This is a genomic window from Halosimplex halophilum, assembly GCF_004698125.1.
Lineage (GTDB): Archaea > Halobacteriota > Halobacteria > Halobacteriales > Haloarculaceae > Halosimplex > Halosimplex halophilum.
In genome coordinates this window covers 1,595,285-1,612,764 of record NZ_ML214297.1, presented here as the reverse complement: position 1 = coordinate 1,612,764, position 17,480 = coordinate 1,595,285, and the positions used below count along the sequence as shown (strand labels likewise).

The following is a 17,480-nucleotide window of genomic DNA, read 5'->3' as shown; positions in this document are numbered from 1 at the left end:
GGTCAGAGCACGTCCGAGGCGGCCGTGTCGGCGCCCACGTCGGTCGTCACGTCGATGTTCTGGATCAGTTCGACGAGGGCGGCCAGCTGCGGGAAGGTGTAGACGGTGACCTCCACGTCGGCGTCGGTGGCGACGATGTGGGAGTCGACGACGAAGGCGATCTCCTCGTCGGGCCAGCCGCCCATCTCGTCGACGATGTCGCTGGCGGGGCCGAAGACGAACGAGGGCGTCGACATGTCGATGGTCGTGTCGAGGACGTTCGCCCAGCCGTCGATGAACCCGCTCGTCATGATGTTGCCGATCTCCTGCATGGCCGACCGCTCCATCTCGGTGAAGAAGCCGTCTTCGGCCTCGCCGCTCCCCATGTCGCCGACCATGCCCCGGGCGAGCCGTTTGCTCCCGGCGGGTTCGAGCACGAAGAGGACGTAGCCGTAGGGCGGTTCGGTCAGCTCGACGTAGATGCCGACCTGCTCGTCGGCGCCGAGGTGGGTGCGCACGTCGGCCATGTCGAGGAAGTTGATCTTCGAGACCTCGATCTCGGTGTCGAGTCCCGACAGCTGGTTGAGGTGGTCGGAGACGGTGGCCGCCCCCTCCCTGGCCATCTCGTTGAAGAGTTCGAGTTTCCGCACGTCGACCTCGTAATCCATACGTTTCGGTGGGACCGGACCACCGTAAACGTGCTGGCAACGGCGCACAGCACGGCTCGCCGCCCCTGCGGCTTCGACAGCGGCGTCGAAGCGGTAGTCCCTCGATACCCGGCGATAGGGCGCATAAGCGACGTATACTCTTGGGCGTGTCGCTCCCGGTAGCAAACGGCGGGTGGGCGGTCCGACGTGCCCCCGGCGACCGACCGACCCGTCCCGACTCCACACATGCCGCTCGCCACGACCGATCCGACCGCCCTCGACTCGTCGGCCCTCGACGGGCACCTCGGCGCGGTTCCGGGTTCCGTGTCCGACCTGGAACTGCTGCTGTGGGTGCTCGTCTGCTGGGCGCTGGTGCTCGATATCGTCCTGACCGCGTACGGCCTCTCGATCGGTCTCGTCGAGCGCAACCCGCTCATGCGACAGGCGCTCGAGACGTTCGGTCTGGCAGCGCTCGGCCTCGCGAAGGCCGGCGCCGTCGGCGTCGCGCTCCTCTTCCGTTTCCTCTGGCCCGAGTACGCCATCGTCGCGCCGCTCGGGCTGGCCGTCCCGTGGGTGCTCGCCGTCCTGTTCAACGCCGCGCTCCTGGCGTCGCTGTGACAGCGGGGCCGCTTCCGTGTTCCCGGCGCCGCTGCGACAGCGAGGCCGCTCCGGGCCCGACGACGTGGCGGCCCGGCCGCTCCCCTGTCGTCGCTTCTGCCGCGCGCACCCGCTCCCGTCGAGGGGCGAGTGTGGCCCGAAGCGATCCTTTTTTCAGGGGCTGTGACGAGCACCCACACGCACGATCCACCCCTCTGGGTGGGGGGTGGCGTGCGGTGGGTACGATGCGCGGCACACCACTGGCGAGTACGGACAGACTGCGGGGGATCGGCGAGCTGCTCGGTCGCGCGGCCGACGGCCGGCACGTCGAGCGAGCGCTGTGGCTGGTCGTCGCCGCGTCGGTGGCACTCGACGTGTACACCACGTGGCTGGGACTGTCGATGGGGCTCGCGGAGGGCAACCCGGTGATGCGCCGGGCCATCGGCGGCCTGGGGATCGCCGCGCTCGGCGCGGCGAAGCTCCTGGTCGTCTGCGGCGCCGGCGCGCTCCGGGCGCTCCGCCCGCGATACGGGACGGCCATCGCACTGGGGCTCGCGCTCCCGTGGACGGCGACCGTCCTCGTCAACTCGGTCGCGCTCGCGACCGCCTGACCGACGGGGTCGTGTCCGGACGACCGGGACGGCCGTGGGATCCGTCCCGGCGGCTCCCCCCAACTCTCCACAGAGGGACACGCTCCCCGTCCGGTTCGGTCCGACGGTCCGGAGTCACTGCTCGTCCGGTCGCTACTCGTCGGGTTCTGCCCGTCCGGTCGCTACTCTTCCGGTCGCTTCTCCGCCAGCACCGTCCGGTCGAACTCGCAGACGAGCGTGTCCGTGCCGTCCTCGACGCGGTAGGCCTCGACGTGCATCGTCACGACGCCGCGCTCGCCGTCGCTCGTCTCGCGTCTGTCCGTCACCGTCGACTCGGCGCGGAGCGTGTCCCCGTGGAACACCGGCGCCGGGTGCTCCACGTCGTCGTACGAGAGGTTCGCGACGATGGTCCCGTCGGTCGTCTCCGGGATCGACAGCCCCACCGCGAGGCTCATCGTGTAGAGGCCGTTGACGACCCGCTCGCCGAACTGCGTCCCCTCTGCGAACTCGGCGTCCAGGTGCAGCGGCTGCTGGTTCATCGTCAGGTCGCAGAAGCGCTGGTTGTCCGCCTCCGAGACCGTGCGGCGCTTGTCGTGGACGATGGTCTCGCCCACCTCGAACTCCTCGTAGTAGCGCCCGGGCATACCCCGACGGTCGGCTCGGCGGCGGTTAACGGTTGGGTGGCGCGGAGGTCTCCGGGTCGCGAACGACGGCGTCGGGTCGGCACGTCGGTGCCTGCCCGGGACGGCCGTGGTTTCAAGCGGCCGCCGCCCGGAGCGGGAGGTATGACACGCCGGAGCGTCCTGTTCGCGCCGGGCGACCGGCCGGAACTCATGCAGAAGGCACCGGCGACCGGCGCCGACGCCGTCGTCTTCGACCTCGAGGACGCCGTGGCGCCGGACAGGAAGGCCGAGGCCGGCGCGGCCGTGCAGGAGGTCCTCGCCGACCTCGGCCCCGGCGCCGACCCGGAGGTGTGCGTGCGCGTCCGGCCGCCCGGTCGGGGCGCGGCCGACGACCTCGACGCGATACTGGCGGGCGACGCGCGGGCCGCCCTCGACGCGCTCGTCCTGCCGAAGGCCGAGTCGGCCGACGACGTGACCGACCTGGCGGACCTGGCGGCGGAACGCGACGCCGACCCGCCGGTCCTCGCGCTGGTCGAGACCGCGGCGGGCGTCCTCCACGCCGAGGCGGTCGCGGCTGCCGAGCCGACCGACGCGCTGATATTCGGCGCGGAGGACCTGGCCGCCGACATCGGGGCGACCCGGACCGACGAGGGGACGGAGGTGCTCCACGCCAGGGAGCACGTCGTCCTCGCGGCGGCCGCGGCGGGGGTCGACGCGGTCGACACGGTGTACACCGACTTCGAGGACGAGGCGGGCCTGCGCGCCGACACCGAGTTCGCGCTCGAACTCGGCTACGACGGCAAACTCGCGATCCACCCCTCGCAGGTCGGCCCGATCAACGAGACGTTCACGCCGGACCCCGAGCGCGTCGAGTGGGCCGAGCGGGTGCTGGCCGCGAAGGCGGACGCCGACACCGAGGGGCGGGGCGTCTTCGCCGTCGACGGCGAGATGGTCGACGCGCCGCTGGTCGCGCAGGCCGAGCGGGTGATGGAGCGCGCGCGGGCGGCCGGCGTCCGCGAGTGAGCGGCCTCCGAGAGGGGCGAGCGGTCGACCGGCCGGGCCGCCGGCCGAATCCTTATCCCCGCGGTGACCCTTATCTGACGCATGTCAGAGGAGACGAACCCTTTCGAGAGTCTCCGGGAGCAGGTCGACGACGCCGCCGCCCACCTCGACGTCGACGCCGGCACGCTCGAACGGATCAAACGCCCCGAGCGCGTCCTGGAGACGACCCTCTCGGTCGAGATGGACGACGGGTCGATCGAGGTGTTCCGCGCCTACCGCTCGCAGTTCAACGGCGCCCGCGGCCCCTACAAGGGCGGCATCCGCTACCACCCGCAGGTCTCCCGCGACGAGGTCAAGGCGCTGTCCGGCTGGATGGCCTACAAGTGCGCGGTCGTCGACATCCCCTACGGCGGCGGCAAGGGCGGCATCGTCGTCGACCCCGACGACCACTCCGCGGACGAGCTCGAACGGCTCACGCGCGCGTTCGCCACCGAGCTGCGCCCCATCGTCGGTGAGGACAGGGACATCCCGGCACCGGACGTGAACACGGGCCAGCGGGAGATGAACTGGATCAAGGACACCTACGAGACCCTGGAGAACACCACGGAACCGGGCGTCGTCACCGGCAAGGCGCCCGACAGCGGCGGGTCGGCGGGCCGGGTCGAGGCGACCGGCCGGTCGGTGATGCTCACCGCCCGCGAGGCGTTCGACTACCTCGACAAGGAAGTCGAGGGTGCGACCGTCGCCGTCCAGGGCTACGGCAACGCGGGCTCGGTGGCGGCGAAGCTGCTGGAAGACCTGGGCGCCAGCGTCGTCGCCGTCTCGGACTCCTCGGGGGCCGCCTACGACCCCGACGGGCTGGACGTCCGCGCGGTCAAAGAGCGGAAGGACGAGACCGGCGACGTGGTCGACTACGACGCGCCCGAGACGCTCCCGAACGAGGAGCTGCTGACGCTGGACGTGGATCTGCTCGTCCCGGCGGCGCTGGAGAACGCCGTCGACGCCGACCTCGCCGAAGACGTGCAGGCGGACGTGGTCGTCGAGGCCGCCAACGGCCCGCTGACGCCCGACGCCGACGACGTGCTCACCGAACGGGACGTACACGTCTTCCCCGACATCCTCGCCAACGCCGGCGGCGTGACGGTCTCCTATTTCGAGTGGGTGCAGAACCGCCAGCGCTTCTACTGGTCGGAGCAGCGGGTCAACGACGAACTCGAGACGGTCATTGTCGACGCCTTCGACCGGCTGGCGTCGACCTACGAGGACCGCGAGTTGCCGAACTTCCGGACCGCCGCATACGTCGTCGCCATCGAGCGCGTCCTCCGCGCCAGCGAGCAGGCCGGCGTCTGGCCGTAGCGGAGCGGCGAGTCGAGCCGGTCCGCTCCCCCGGCGGACCACACTCGTTGGACACGCCGGTTTTACGGCCCGGGGACCAACCGACGGGTATGCCGGTCTACGAGCGCGAGACGGTCGTCGACGCGCCGTTCGAGGAGGTCTGGGAGTTTCACTCGCGAGCGTCGGGGCTGGAGGCGCTGACGCCCGACTGGATGCGCCTCCGGGTCGAGTCGTCGGTCGGGCCCGACGGCGAGCCCGATCCCGAGGTGCTGGAGACGGGGTCGAAGGTCGAGGCGACCGTCGCGCCGTTCGGCGTCGCGCCGCGCCAGCGGTGGGTCTCCTACATCGCCGCCCGCGAGGAAGGGGACGGCGAGGCCCTGTTCCGCGACGAGATGCTGCGCGGGCCGTTCCCGGAGTGGGTCCACACTCACTCCTTCGAGGCGGTCGAGGGCGGCACCCGCGTCCACGACCGCGTCGAGTACGAACTCCCCGTCGTGCGGGGGCTGCTGGGCCCGCTCGGTCGGATCGGCTTCGAGCCGATGTTCCGGTATCGCCACCGGAAGACGAGGGAGCTGCTCGAGTGAGCGCGGTCGGTCGGCGCCCCGGCGCGCTTCCGGAAACCGACCCCGGGTAGGCCAACGACTTTCCCGTTGCCCGTACATTGCTCACGTATGACAGACGTAGCTGTCGTCGGCGGAGGTCCCGCCGGCCTGAGCGCCGCACTGTTCACCGCGAAGAACGACCTCGACACCGTCGTCTTCGACACCGACGAGACGTGGATGCACAAGGCCCACCTGTTCAACTACCTCGGCATCGAGAGCGAGGACGGGACGGCGTTCGTGGAGGACGCCCGGGAGCAGGTCGATAGCTTCGGCGTCGACCGCCGCCAGGGCGAGGAAGTCCAGACCGTCGAGCAGGACGGCGACCAGTTCCGCGTCGTCGGCGAGGACGACGACCTCGCCGCGGACTACCTCGTGCTCGCGACCGGCGCGAGCCGCGACCTCGCGGAGGAGCTGGGCTGTGAATTCACCGACGAGGACGTGGTCGACGTGGGCGTGGACATGGAGACCTCGGTCGACGACGCCTACGCTACCGGCGCGATGGTCCGCGCCGAGGAGTGGCAGGCCGTCATCTCGGCCGGGGACGGCGCCGCGGCCGCGCTGAACGTCCTCACCAAGGAGAAAGGCGAGCACTTCCACGACTTCGACACGCCCGCGGACGCGGAGTAGACTCGCTACCGGGACACCGGTGCGACGACCGTCGGTCAGTGGGACGGCTCGCTCGATCTGGTGGCTGCGACCGTAACCGAGAGTGAGCGCTGAAAGCCCTCGCCGCGCTCGCGGTCGCTGAGCGACATACCCTCGCGGCCTCGCGGCCGCTTCGGGTAGGGGTCGCTCAGGCGACTGGATAAACGCGAGCGCGCCTCGCCCGTTTAGTCCACCAGGGACCGCCCCGCACAGCACCGCGACCACCCCGCACAGCACCGCAGCCACACACCCCCAGCCGATTGCGCTCCGCGCGCCTGCGGCGTGCGGTGCTCATCCACCGTCAGAGCAAGCGCTGACGAGCCTTCGGTCACACGCTCCCGAAGACCTCGCGCGGCTCCGTCGCGCGCATGAACGCGCGCTCCAGCGCGCGCCGACCGCACCGTAAACCGGTCTTACTGCGACCCGATCCCCACTCACTTCGGCCACCGCAAGACGAAAGGGGTCGCTGCCGAAAGGGTCGCCAATGGCCGGTGAGACGCTGTCGCGGCGGCTGGAGGCGCGCGTGTCGCCGGCGGCGGCGCTGGTCGTCGCCATCCTCGCGGTGTCGACCAGCGCCATCCTGATCCGCTGGAGTTCGGCGCCGCCGACGGTGGCGGCGTTCTACCGGGTGGCCTTCACGGTCGGGTTACTCGTGCCGCTGGCCGCCTCGCGCCACGGCGAGACCCTGCGGTCGCTGGGCCGGGGGGACGCGCTCGCGGCGGGGGCGACGGGGGTCGCGCTGGCGGTCCACTTCGCGGCGTGGTTCCAGTCGGTCGAGTGGACGAGCGTCGCCGCCTCGGTGACGCTCGTGCAGGCCCAGCCGCTGTTCGTCGCCCTGGGCGCCGCCGCCTTCCTCGACGAGCGGCTGACGCTTCCGAAAATCGGGGGGATCGTGCTGGCCGTCGCCGGCGCGGCGGTCATGTCGGTCGGCGAGTTCCTCGCGGGGACCGCGGTCGGCCCGCACCCGCTGGCGGGCAACGCCCTCGCGCTCGTCGGCGCGGTGATGATGGCCGTCTACGTCCTCGCGGGCCGCTCGCTGCGCGCCCGGGTCGCGCTCGTCCCGTACGTCACCGTCGTCTACGCGGTCTGCGCGGCGGTCCTCGGGGGGGTCGTCGTCGCCCAGGGCGACCCGCTGGCGGGCTACGCCGGCCACGAGTGGCTCCTGTTTCTCGCGATGGCCGTCGGTCCCGGGATCTTCGGTCACACGGTGATCAACTGGGCGCTGGAGCACGTCGAGTCGTCGGTCGTCAGCGTCTCGCTGCTGGGCGAACCCGTCGGGAGCACCGTGCTCGCGCTCCTCCTGCTCGCGGAGGTGCCGGGCCGGTGGACCGTGGCGGGCGGGGCGGTGGTCCTCGGCGGCATCTACCTGACCGCGAGCGCGCGGGAGTCGGGATCGTAGCGCCCGCGATCACGCGGCGTGCTTCTCGATCTCGCCCTTGACGGCGGCGCCGTCGAAGTCGTGTTCGGGGCGGATGTTGACGAAGTCGAGGAACTCGCGGGCGGCCATGAGTTCGTCGGGGTCGTGGACTTCCAGCGCGGCGGCGACGGCGTCGCGGGCGCCGATCAGCGGTTCGAGCGCGCCCAGCGCGCAGGCGGTGTCGTAGGCGCGGGCGTCCTCGATGGCGCCCTCGTCGACCTTCGTCGCGTCGATGAAGTACAGCTCGCCGCCGGAGACGAGGACGTTCTCCCGCTGGAGGTCGCCGTGGGCGAGGTTGTTGTCGTGCATCCGTTCGAGGTTCTCGAACAGCTCGACGGCGTGGCCCCGCACCTCGTCGGGCGGCAGCTCGTCCAGCGACCGGAAGTCGGGGAGGTACTCGAGGACCATGACCGCCACGTCGTCGTACTCGAAGGCCTCCTTCGGCTCGGGGGCGCTGACGCCGATCTCGCGCATCCGCTCGTTGGCCTCCAGCTCGTGTTCGGCCATCTCGATGGGCGCGTCGAACCGCTCGAAGAAGCCCTCGGTCCCCGAGGAGAAGGCACCGAGGTTGCGCCCGGCGGTCAGCAGCGCGTGGACCAGCGAGTTCTGCTCGGTGACGACCTTGACGAACAGCTCGTCGTTGACGACGCAGGGGGTCGACAGCCAGTTGTTCGCCTCGAGGAAGACGACTCTGGCCGTCTCCAGGTCGTAGCGGTCCATCACTTCCCGGACCGCCCCCTCGAGCGTCGGCCAGGGGACCGTCCCCCTGAGAAATCGCCGGAACGCCATCCGTTCGCCGAGTCGCGCCCCACGGGTTTAGTGGTTCGGTCCCCGGTCGAGGCGTCGCCGTTCGGCGCGTGAGCGCGGGGCGCTCGCGGACTCGCGCGCGGCCGCCCCCGTCGGACCCGGCCAGTTGCCGAGCTGATACTTATTCGTTTCGCCGAGTTTCCCGTCGGGCACCCCTGGACGGGGGGCCTTTTAGGCAGGGGCCGTCGCTCGAACCACCGATGACGCCCTCCACGCGCGACGGACCGACCGACGAACCCGCGGACGAACCGACGGCCGACGGGCCGACGACCAGCGACCGCTCGACCGAACGACGGGCCGGCGACGCCATCTTTCGGAGCGACCTGGGCCGTGCGAACCGATCGACCGCCGACGCCGACCGACCGTCCGGATCGGGCGACGGTCCCCGCGTCCGGGTCGACGGCGTCGGCAAGCGCTACGGCGACGAGTGGGCGCTCCGGGGCGTGAGCCTCGACCTCGACCCCGGGGTCGTGGGCCTGCTCGGCCCCAACGGCGCGGGCAAGTCGACGCTGATGGGGATCCTGACGACGTTCACCGCACCGACCGAGGGAACGGTCACCGTCGACGGGGTCGACGTGAGCGAGGACCCCACGGCGGTCCGCTCGCGGCTGGGGTATCTCCCCCAGGAGTTCGGCGTCTACCCCGACCTGACCGCCAGGGAGTTCCTCGAATACCTCGGGGCGCTCCGGGGGCTCGACCGCGCGACCGCCCGCGAGCGCGCGGCGGACCTGCTGGCGGTGGTGAACCTCGCCGACGCCGCCGACCGGCGGCTCGACACCTTCTCCGGGGGGATGGTCCAGCGCGTCGGCGTCGCGCAGGCACTCCTTTCGGACCCGGACGTGCTCGTCGTCGACGAGCCCACGGTCGGCCTCGACCCGACCGAGCGGGCGCGCTGCCGGACCGTCCTCGCCGACCTGGCGCGCGACCGCGTGGTCGTCCTCTCGACGCACATCGTCTCCGACGTGGAGGCGACCGCGAGCGACGTGGCCGTCCTCGTCGACGGCCGCCTCCGGCGCCACACCGACCCCGAGACGCTGATCGAGACCGTCGAAGGCCGTGTCTGGGAGTGCGTCGTCGGCGACGACGCGGCCCTGGCTCCGGACCTCCTCGTCACGAACACGGCCCGCCGGAGCGACGGTCGACACGTCCGCGTCGTCGCCGACGATCCCCCTACAGAGGACGCCGCCCCGGCCGACCCGACGCTCGAAGACGCCTACCTCGCGCTGCTGGAGGGCGGCGGTTCGACCGGGGGTGGGCGGCCGTGAGCGAGCGCCCGGCGGACGCCGCCCCGCATCGACCGAACGGCGACGGGGCAGCCGCCGGCACCGGTGGCACCGCGAGAGTTCCCACCGACGGCTCCCGGCTCGGCGCCGTCCTCGCGATCGCCCGGTCGGACCTCCGCCGGCGGTCGCGCTCGCCGAAGTACCTCGCCGTGGCACTGCTCGTCGCGTACCTCGCCCAGAGTGTCACGGCCGGCGACGTGCGGCTGTTCGTCGGCGGCGGCTACACCGGCCGGCCGACGGCCGCGTGGTTCGGCGCCTTCGCGGCCGTCGTCGCGACGACGCTGCTCGCCCTCGGCGGGTTCTCGCTGGTCCGCGGTCCGATCACCCGCGACCGCGACGAGGGGATCGCACCGCTGGTCGCCACGTCGCCGGTCGGCGACGCGACGTACCTCGTCGGCCGCTGGCTCGGCTACTTCGCCGTCCTCGCGGCCGTCACCGCCGCCCTCGCGCTCGCGACCGTCGCGGGATTCCTCCTCCACGGCGTCGGCCCCCTCGTCCTCTGGGACCTGGTCGCCCCGTTCGCCCTGATCACCCTGCCGACGATGGCCCTCGTCGCCGCCGTCGCCGTCTGCTTCGAGGCGGTCGCGCCGCTCGCTCGAACGCTCGGCACGGCGGTCTACGTCTTCGGGGTGATGACGGCGATGTCCGTCACCGCCGTCGCGCCGGTGCCGGTCTTCGACTTCCTCGGGATCGTGGTCGTCCGCGGCAGTATGCTCGCGGACCTCCCCGCCGACGTGTCCGGCCTCGAACGGCTCACCTTCCGGATCGCCCCGCCCGAGCAGGCGGCGACGTTCACCTACCACGGCATGGACTGGGGGCTCGTCGAACTCGGATCGCGGCTCCCGATGCTCGCGGCCGCGGCGCTGACCCTCGGCGCCGCGACGCTCGCGTTCGACCGCCTGCGCGCCGACGCCGGGTTGGCGAGTCGGCTCCCGAACCCGCTCGCTTCCGCCCGGCGGGGCTCGCCCGCCGAATCCGGGGGCGACACTGCCGCCCGGCCGGCCAGCGCCGACGACTCCGCCACCGGAGACACCACCACCGACGACTCCGCCACCACCGGCGACTCCGCGGGAACGGCGGTCGACCGACTCGGCGGAGTCGACCCGGCGACGCCGCGGCTCCTCGACCCGCGCGTCGTCCTCGCGGAGCTCCGGCTGGCCCTCCGCGGGCACCGCAAACTGTGGTACCTCGCCGTCGTCGCCGCGCTCGCCGTTCAGACGGCCGCGCCGCTCGACGCCGCCCGCGAACTGGTCGCCCCGCTGGCCCTGCTGCTCCCGCTTTCGGTGTGGTCCGGTCTCGGCGTCCGCGAGCGGCGCCACCGCACCGAGGCACTCGTGTTCACCGCACCCCGACCGGCGGGGCAGACTATCGCCGTCTGGTTCGGCGGCGTCGCCGTCGGCCTCCTCGCCGTCGCCGGGTACGCCGCCCGGGTCGGTCTCGCCGGCGACGCCGCCGCGCTCGCCGCCCTGCTGGCCGGACTCGCGGCCGCCCCCGCGCTCGCACTGGCCGCCGGCGCCTGGCTCGGGACCGGTCGCGCGTTCGACACCGTCTACCTGCTGGCGTGGTACCTCGGCCCGCTGCAGGCGGTCGCGCCGCTGGACTTCGTCGGCGCTACCGCGACCGACCCCGGGCGGACGGCCGCCTACGCGGCGCTCGCGGTCGGCTGTCTCGCAGTCGCCGTCGTCGGCCGCCGGAGGCCCTGAGCGATGCACAGGCCCTGAGCGGTCGACGCCGTCGCGCTGCGGTCCGCGCTCCGTCGACGCGACCGCGGGCGCAGCGGCTGACCGGCGGAATAAACGGAAGGAAGGTGTCGGGAGTCCGGATCAGCCGAACAGCTCGCCGAGGCCCTCGCCGCTGGCCTCCTCGTCGTCGTCATCGTCGTCGTCGCCGCCCTCGTCGGCTTCGGCTTCCTCGGCCTCGTCTTCGTCGCCGCCCTCGTCGGCGGACTCGTCGCCGCCGGCGGCGCCGCCCGCGGCCCCGCCGGTCGCGGCGGGGACGGCGGCGGCCTGCTCGACGGCGTCGTCGATGTCGACGTCTTCGAGCGCCGCGACGAGCGCCTTGACGCGGGACTCCTCCACGTCGACGCCCGCGGCCTCGAGCACGTCGGTCAGGTTTGCTTCGTTGATCTCTTCGCCGGTCTCGTTCAGGATGAGTGCTGCGTAAACGTATTCCATTGTTAGAACATGGCTCCCATGGCGTCGCCGACGTCCTCGTCGTCGTCATCGTCCTCGTCGGCCTCCTCGGCCTCGGCTTCCTCGTCGTCGGACTCGTCGGCGTCGTCATCGGTTTCGGTCTGGTCGTCTGCCTGTGCGTCAGCCGCGGGCTCCTCGACGTCCTGCAGCTCCTCCGGCAGGGCCTCGGGGTCGTCGACCTGCGCCGCCAGGGCCCGTACCTGCGCGTCGGCCTTCGAGACGAGGTCGTCCATGACCCCGGGGCTCTCGATGGCGCCCTGCAGGGCGAGGCTCTTGGCGTCGCCGCGGGCCTTCTGGAGCAGCGTCGGAGCGGTCTGGGCCGTCGGGTAACTCGCGTTGACCGAGAGGTTGCGGCCGCGGGCGGCCGCCGCCTCGATGTCGGCCCGGTACTCCTCGACGTCGAGTTCGAGCTCCTCGGGCTCGAACAGGACGCCGTCGGCGTGGACGGCGCGCAGGTCCAGCCCGACTTCCTTGGGCTCGATGCCGAGCTCGCTGAGGACGTTGGCGAGGTCGTCCGAGACCTCCTCGCCCGCGTCGAGCACGGTCGAGTCCGAGAGCACCTGGATCGACCCGTCCTGGATGCGGGCGTCCGCGCCGACCTGCTGGAGGTCGCCGACGAACGGCCCGGGGTCGATGCCCGTGTCGCCCTCCGGGATGACGATGTCGTTGGGGGCGACCTCGCCGGCGTTGATCGGCGCCGGCGTCTTCGAGGCCTCCAGCTGCTGGTAGAGCCCGAAGGGGTTGTCGTTGGTGCCGATGAGGCCGACCTGACCCGACACGTAGTCGGTCAGGTCCTCGAGGCCGGCGTCGACCTCCTCGAGCGCGCGCTCGATGAGCGTGTTGCGCGAGACGCGCAGTTCGGCCGTCCCGTACAGGTCCCGGCGCATGTCCTGGAGCTGTCGGGAGGGGATGCCGGTGATGTCGACGATGCCGACGCTGTCGTACGATTCGATCATCTCGACGACGTCGGCGACCTCCTCCTGCTTCCACTGGGGGATGGTCTCGGTCTTGCGTTCGGCGCTCATGTCAGGCGACCTCCACTGCCGGCCCCATCGTCGTCTTCACGTAGATGGAGTCGATGTTGAGCGGACCCTTCTCGAGGTCTGCGTGCAGGCGACGGAGGATGACGTCGATGTTGTCGCCGATGTCCTCGGCGTCCATGTCCTCCGCACCGACGCGCGTGTGGAAGGTGCGCCGGTCGCCGCTCCGGATGGTGACGGAGTTTTTCAGCCGCTCGACCATCTCCACCACGTCGTCGTCCGGCGCGATGGGGTCGGGCATCTTCCCCCGCGGACCGAGCACGGTCCCCAGGTAGCGGCCGATGTCCTGCATCAGTGACTCCTCCGCGAGGAAGAAGTCGGTCTCGTCGGCCAGGTCCTTGGCCTCGTTGTCGTTGTCGCCCAGGTCGGCGAGATCGTCGCTGTCGAGGACCTCTTCGGCGACGTCCTCGGCGCGCAGGGCTGTCTCGCCCTCCGCGAACACGACGATCTGGGTCTCCTGTCCGGTCCCGGACGGGAGGACCACGTCCTGGTCGACGCGGTTCGACGGGTCGTCTAGGTCGATGTCGCGCAAGTTGATCGCGAGGTCGACCGTCTCCCGGAAGTTCCGGGGCGGGGCGTCCTCGAGTGCGCGAGAAACTGCGTTCTCTATTTCCTGATCTGCCATTGTTCACCTCCGTAGTGCGCCAGCGGCTCCTACGGGTCAGTGAAACAGGCGAAGCCTGTCTCATCTCGGCGAACGCCGATGCGACACTTAAAGCCGTCGAACGCGGCCTGCAGCGTCACGCGTTGGCACCCGTCTCCGCCGGCGTCGGGGCCGTCGGCGCGGATTCGGCCCCGCGCCCTCGCGACACGGTCGCGCGTGACCGGCGACCGCGACCCGCCCGGCTCCGATCCGAGCAGGCTCTCGTGTCGACACCACACATAGAAAAGAACACACTAACAGATAGTATTCAAGACTGTTCGGGATCTCTACCTGATAGTTAGTGTCAGTAAATATAATAATCGATAGGACTAAATATCGATGCGCGGTAACGTGGTCCATGTCCCGTGATAACACGGACATTACGGAGATCCGAGTCGGCAGGGGCGTATCGCGTCGCGAGGTGATGAAACAGCTCGGTGCGGTCGCCGCGGTGGGCGGCCTCGGCGGACTCGCCGGGTGCACTCAGGGCGACGATTCCACGGACACGCCGGGGGGTGGCGGCGCGACCGGGACCGACGGCGGGGGAGACGGCGGCGACGGAGGTGGCGCACCGAACTACCAGCTCGTGGAGCTGAACCCGCCGCCGACGACGCTCGACTTCTCGTCGGAGCCCGACGCGCGCCAGATTACGATGGTGACCCACGACGCCAGCACGTCCTTCTTCGACCCGACGATCGGCGGGCTCCACGACGCGGCCAGCCAGCTGGGCTGGGAGGCCACGTTCACCGGCCCCTCGGGCGGGTTCAGCGTGCAGGAGCAGGTCAACATCCTCAACTCCGTCGTCGACTCCGGACCGGACGTCATCGCGACGACGATCGCCGACCCCGAGGCGTACGACGACGTCATCAACCGGGCGCTGGAGAACGACATCCCGGTGGTGACCTACAACACGCTGGCGCTCGACCGCGAGGGGATGCGCGAGAAGTACGGCCGGGCGCTGGCCTACACCGGCCAGGACCAGGTCGCCGCGGGGTACGTCTGCGGGCTCTCCATGCTCGACAAGCTCCCCGACGACGCGTCGCGGGTGACCCCCGGCCTCTCGGACCCCGGTCACAGCGCGCTGTCGGCCCGCGCCGACGGGATGGAGATGGCGATCCGACAGAACTCCGACGTCGAGGTGACCGACCGGCTCAACTACACCGGCGACTCCAACGAGGGGGTCTCGCGGATCGAGAACCACCTCACCGCGAACCCCGACCTGGACGGCATCATGGGCGCCGACGCGTTCACCTGGTTCATCGGCAACGCCATCGAGAACCAGGGGATGGCCGACGAGGTCGTCGGCGGCGGCTTCGACCTGACCTCCCAGACGCTGGAACACATCAACAGCGGCAACCTCGACTACACGACCGGCCAGGACCCCTACAGCCAGGGGTACGTCCCGACGATGCAGATGTTCGCCTACGTGGACCGGGGGATGCCGCCGAAGGACTACCCGACCGGCGCCGAGGTCATCGACGAGTCGAACATCGAGTTCGCACAGGAACGGTCCGGCGGCTGGGGCCAGCTCCGCGAGTACCACGGCGCCTGACCGTCGGCCCGCCGCCGAAACCGGTATTCTCCACCCATGTCCCAACAGGATCCGATACTCTACACGGAACGACTCACGAAACGGTTCGGGAACATCCACGCCGTCGAGGACGTGGACTTCGAGGTGCGGGAGGGCGAGGTCATGGCGCTGGTCGGCGACAACGGCGCCGGCAAGTCGACGCTCATCAAGATGCTCTGTGGCGTCCACGAGCCGACCAGCGGGCAGATCTTCGTCGGCGGCGAGGAGGTGTCGTTCGACGACTACAACGACGCCCGCGCGAAGGGCATCGAGACCGTCTACCAGGAACTGGCGCTGGCGCCCAACCAGACCGTCGCCGCGAACGTCTTCCTCGGCCACGAGCCGACCAGGATGGGGCGGCTCGGCCGCTGGCTCAACCTCGTCGACGAGGAGCGGATGGTCGAGGAGGCGAAGACGAACCTCGACCGGGTGAAGATCCCGGTCGACCCCGAGGCGAAGGTCAAGAACACCTCCGGCGGCCAGCAGCAGGCGGTCGCCATCGCCCGGGCGCTCCAGTCCGACCCCGACATCCTCATCATGGACGAGCCGACGAGCGCGCTCTCGATCGAGGGCGCGCGCAACGTCCTCCGGGTGATCGACGACCTGCGCGACCAGGGGCTGACGATAATCCTCATCAGCCACAACATCCGCCACGTCCTCGGGGTCGCCGACCGGGTCTCCGTCCTGTCGCAGGGCCGGCTCATGGGCGTCCGCGAGGCGGCCGACGCGACGCGCAACGAGATCATCGCGCTGATGATGGGCGCCGAGGACGAGTCCGAGTTCGAGGAGTTCGACCTCTCGCGGACCGCCGACTCGGAGGAGACCACCGCATGAGCGACGCGTGCGAGCCCCCCTCGGACGGGACCGCTTCCGAACGGAGCGAGGCGACGCTCGCCACGGACGGCGGGACCGCCGACAGCGGCGACGCCCGGGCGGTCAGCCGGTCGGGCGACTCCGCACTGAAACGGCTGTTCGCCAGGCGCGAGGTCGGCGTGTTCTTCGGGTTCCTGGTCCTGTTCGGGCTGATCGCGGTCACGCGCCCGGACATCTTCTTCGACTGGGACTCGATGTCCGGGGTCACATCGCGGCTGTTCCGGTCGGTCGCCCCCTACATCATCATCGGCATCGGGATGACCTACCTCATCATCGGCGGCGAGTTCGACCTGTCGGTCGGGTCGATGTACGCCGTCGGCGGCATCGTCTTCGCGATGCTGATGAACGACTTCAACCTCACCGTCCTCGCCGCCCTCGCCGCGGTGCTCGCGGTGGGCGGGGCCGTCGGACTGGCCAACGGCGTCATCGTCACGAAGGTCGGCGTCCCGTCGCTGATCACGACCATCGGGATGATGAGCGTCCTCCGCGGGGTCGCCTACTACTTCACGCCGGCCGGGTCCAGGCAGACCCCGGACCTGGCGCTGATCGACGTCTTCGGGGGGAGCATCACCGTCGCCGGGCTGGAGATCCAGAACCAGATCTTCTGGGCGATCGGCCTGACGGTCGTCTTCGGGTTCCTGCTCCAGAAGACCCGCTTCGGCTACCACGTCTACGCCACCGGCGACGACCAGGACGCCGCGGAGATGGCCGGTATCGACACCGACCGGGTCAAGATCATCAACTTCGTGCTGACGGCGGTGCTGGCGTCGTTCGCCGGCGTCGTCGCCATCTCCTACTTCGGGTCGATGTTCGGCTCGGCCGGCATCGGCTTCGAGCTGCTGGTCATCGCCGCGGTCGTCATCGGCGGGACCAACCTCTTCGGCGGCGAGGGGACCCTGCTCGGCATGTTCCTCGGCTCGCTGGTCATCGGCGTCATCCCCGTCCTGCTCGTCCTGAACGGGATGCCCGTCGAGCTCCAGGAGTTCCTCACCGGCGTCGTCATCATCGTCGCCGTCGTCCTCGACATCCTCATCCGCCGCTGACGGCGATTCCGCCCGTCCGCCGTCTTCGCCCGACCGCTCCCGCCCCGGTCGGTCCGGCTCGTGACCGCCCTTTTTGCTCCCGCGCGTGGTACTCGGTGGCATGAAGCGCGACCCGGACGCCATCCTCAACGCCGAACTGAGCCACGCCGTCGCCAGCATGGGTCACACCGACCACCTGATGGTCGTCGACGCGGGGTTCCCGATCCCCGAGGACGCCCGGCGGATCGACCTCGCGCTGACCCGGGGGGTCCCGGAGGTCTCGACCGTCCTCGAAGCGGTCCACGACGAGCTGATCCCCGAGCGGGTGCTCTACGCCGACGACGTGCCGGAGATGAACCCCGACTTCGATGCGTTCCTGCGGGACCTCTACGAGGGGTCGGGCGCCGAACTCGACACGATCCCCCACGAGGCGGTCCTCGACCACGGCGAGGGGGCGAAAGCAGTCGTCCGGACGGGCGAGTTCCTGCCCTGGGGGAACGTCGTGATCCAGTGCGGGACCGACCCGAAACCCTGGTTCGACGGCGAGAACGTCGCGATGCCAGCGGCGTACCGCGAGCGCTACGAGGAGATGTACGGCGAGCCGCCCTGAGCG

The 17,480-nt window shown here is 70.9% G+C and carries 19 protein-coding genes; 13 read left to right on the top strand and 6 right to left on the bottom strand.

The features are described 5' to 3' along the window. Positions 1-2: 2 nt before the first annotated feature. Positions 3-647, bottom strand: a complete 645-nt coding sequence (locus E3328_RS08155) for a chemotaxis protein CheC (protein ID WP_135364081.1) — start codon at positions 645-647, stop codon at positions 3-5. 225 nt (positions 648-872) lie between these two features. Here E3328_RS08155 and E3328_RS08150 point away from each other — a divergent pair, with 225 nt between their 5' ends. Continuing rightward, entirely contained in the window at positions 873-1,244 is a 372-nt protein-coding gene (locus tag E3328_RS08150) for a DUF5658 family protein (RefSeq protein ID WP_246022934.1), read from the top strand. Between the two features lie 224 nt (positions 1,245-1,468). Beyond that, on the top strand, positions 1,469-1,834 hold the full coding sequence (locus E3328_RS08145) for a DUF5658 family protein (protein ID WP_135364080.1): 366 nt from the start codon (positions 1,469-1,471) through the stop codon (positions 1,832-1,834). Positions 1,835-1,995: 161 nt separating this feature from the next. On the opposite strand, the gene E3328_RS08140 is transcribed toward E3328_RS08145, so the two are convergent. Further along, on the bottom strand, positions 1,996-2,652 hold the full coding sequence (locus tag E3328_RS08140; protein WP_342775083.1) for a MaoC family dehydratase: 657 nt from the start codon (positions 2,650-2,652) through the stop codon (positions 1,996-1,998). Here E3328_RS08140 and E3328_RS08135 point away from each other — a divergent pair. The 5 genes from E3328_RS08135 to E3328_RS08115 all read left to right on the top strand — a co-directional run bounded on the left by E3328_RS08135 (position 2,599) and on the right by E3328_RS08115 (position 7,419). Next, positions 2,599-3,459 carry an HpcH/HpaI aldolase/citrate lyase family protein gene (locus tag E3328_RS08135; RefSeq protein WP_135364078.1) on the top strand — a complete coding sequence of 287 codons (861 nt, stop codon included), beginning with the start codon at positions 2,599-2,601 and terminating at the stop codon, positions 3,457-3,459. The two genes, E3328_RS08140 and E3328_RS08135, sit on opposite strands and share 54 nt — an antisense overlap. 81 nt (positions 3,460-3,540) lie before the next feature. Then, positions 3,541-4,794, top strand: coding sequence for a Glu/Leu/Phe/Val family dehydrogenase (locus tag E3328_RS08130; RefSeq protein WP_135364077.1), 1,254 nt, complete (start codon positions 3,541-3,543; stop codon positions 4,792-4,794). A gap of 89 nt (positions 4,795-4,883) precedes the next feature. Continuing rightward, positions 4,884-5,357 carry an SRPBCC family protein gene (locus E3328_RS08125; RefSeq protein WP_135364076.1) on the top strand — a complete coding sequence of 158 codons (474 nt, stop codon included), beginning with the start codon at positions 4,884-4,886 and terminating at the stop codon, positions 5,355-5,357. 87 nt (positions 5,358-5,444) lie between these two features. Next, complete coding sequence (locus E3328_RS08120; protein ID WP_135364075.1) at positions 5,445-6,002, top strand: NAD(P)/FAD-dependent oxidoreductase; 558 nt, start codon at positions 5,445-5,447, stop codon at positions 6,000-6,002. A gap of 502 nt (positions 6,003-6,504) precedes the next feature. After that, positions 6,505-7,419 carry a DMT family transporter gene (locus E3328_RS08115; RefSeq protein WP_135364074.1) on the top strand — a complete coding sequence of 305 codons (915 nt, stop codon included), beginning with the start codon at positions 6,505-6,507 and terminating at the stop codon, positions 7,417-7,419. A gap of 9 nt (positions 7,420-7,428) precedes the next feature. On the opposite strand, the gene E3328_RS08110 is transcribed toward E3328_RS08115, so the two are convergent. After that, positions 7,429-8,226, bottom strand: coding sequence for an RIO1 family regulatory kinase/ATPase domain-containing protein (locus E3328_RS08110; RefSeq protein ID WP_135364073.1), 798 nt, complete (start codon positions 8,224-8,226; stop codon positions 7,429-7,431). Between the two features lie 218 nt (positions 8,227-8,444). Between E3328_RS08110 and E3328_RS08105 the strand changes: the two genes are divergently transcribed. Together E3328_RS08105 and E3328_RS08100 are read left to right on the top strand one after the other, a co-directional pair. After that, on the top strand, positions 8,445-9,509 hold the full coding sequence (locus tag E3328_RS08105) for an ABC transporter ATP-binding protein (protein ID WP_135364072.1): 1,065 nt from the start codon (positions 8,445-8,447) through the stop codon (positions 9,507-9,509). Continuing rightward, positions 9,506-11,230, top strand: a complete 1,725-nt coding sequence (locus E3328_RS08100; protein ID WP_135364071.1) for a hypothetical protein — start codon at positions 9,506-9,508, stop codon at positions 11,228-11,230. The genes E3328_RS08105 and E3328_RS08100 overlap by 4 nt, the downstream gene beginning before the upstream one ends. A gap of 120 nt (positions 11,231-11,350) precedes the next feature. Here E3328_RS08100 and rpl12p read toward each other — a convergent pair whose 3' ends face one another. From rpl12p to E3328_RS08085, 3 genes are read right to left on the bottom strand one after another with little or no spacing between them, the layout of a single operon-like run. Continuing rightward, positions 11,351-11,701 (bottom strand): 50S ribosomal protein P1, encoded by a 351-nt coding sequence (gene rpl12p, locus E3328_RS08095; protein ID WP_135364070.1) that lies wholly within the window; start codon positions 11,699-11,701, stop codon positions 11,351-11,353. 2 nt (positions 11,702-11,703) lie between these two features. Then, entirely contained in the window at positions 11,704-12,744 is a 1,041-nt protein-coding gene (locus tag E3328_RS08090; protein ID WP_135364069.1) for a 50S ribosomal protein L10, read from the bottom strand. Position 12,745: 1 nt separating this feature from the next. Then, positions 12,746-13,384, bottom strand: a complete 639-nt coding sequence (locus E3328_RS08085) for a 50S ribosomal protein L1 (protein ID WP_135364068.1) — start codon at positions 13,382-13,384, stop codon at positions 12,746-12,748. Between the two features lie 442 nt (positions 13,385-13,826). Between E3328_RS08085 and E3328_RS08080 the strand changes: the two genes are divergently transcribed. From E3328_RS08080 to rbsD, 4 genes are all read left to right on the top strand, one after another. Then, positions 13,827-14,954, top strand: coding sequence for a sugar ABC transporter substrate-binding protein (locus tag E3328_RS08080; RefSeq protein WP_135364067.1), 1,128 nt, complete (start codon positions 13,827-13,829; stop codon positions 14,952-14,954). A 36-nt stretch (positions 14,955-14,990) separates the two neighbouring features. Next, positions 14,991-15,806: an ATP-binding cassette domain-containing protein gene (locus E3328_RS08075; protein ID WP_135364066.1), complete on the top strand. Its 816-nt coding sequence runs from the start codon at positions 14,991-14,993 to the stop codon at positions 15,804-15,806. After that, a complete protein-coding gene (locus E3328_RS08070) occupies positions 15,803-16,888 on the top strand; it encodes an ABC transporter permease (protein ID WP_135364065.1) in 1,086 nt (361 codons plus the stop codon). The genes E3328_RS08075 and E3328_RS08070 overlap by 4 nt, the downstream gene beginning before the upstream one ends. Positions 16,889-16,988: 100 nt before the next feature. Further along, positions 16,989-17,477: a D-ribose pyranase gene (rbsD, locus tag E3328_RS08065; protein ID WP_135364064.1), complete on the top strand. Its 489-nt coding sequence runs from the start codon at positions 16,989-16,991 to the stop codon at positions 17,475-17,477. Positions 17,478-17,480 lie beyond the last annotated feature (3 nt).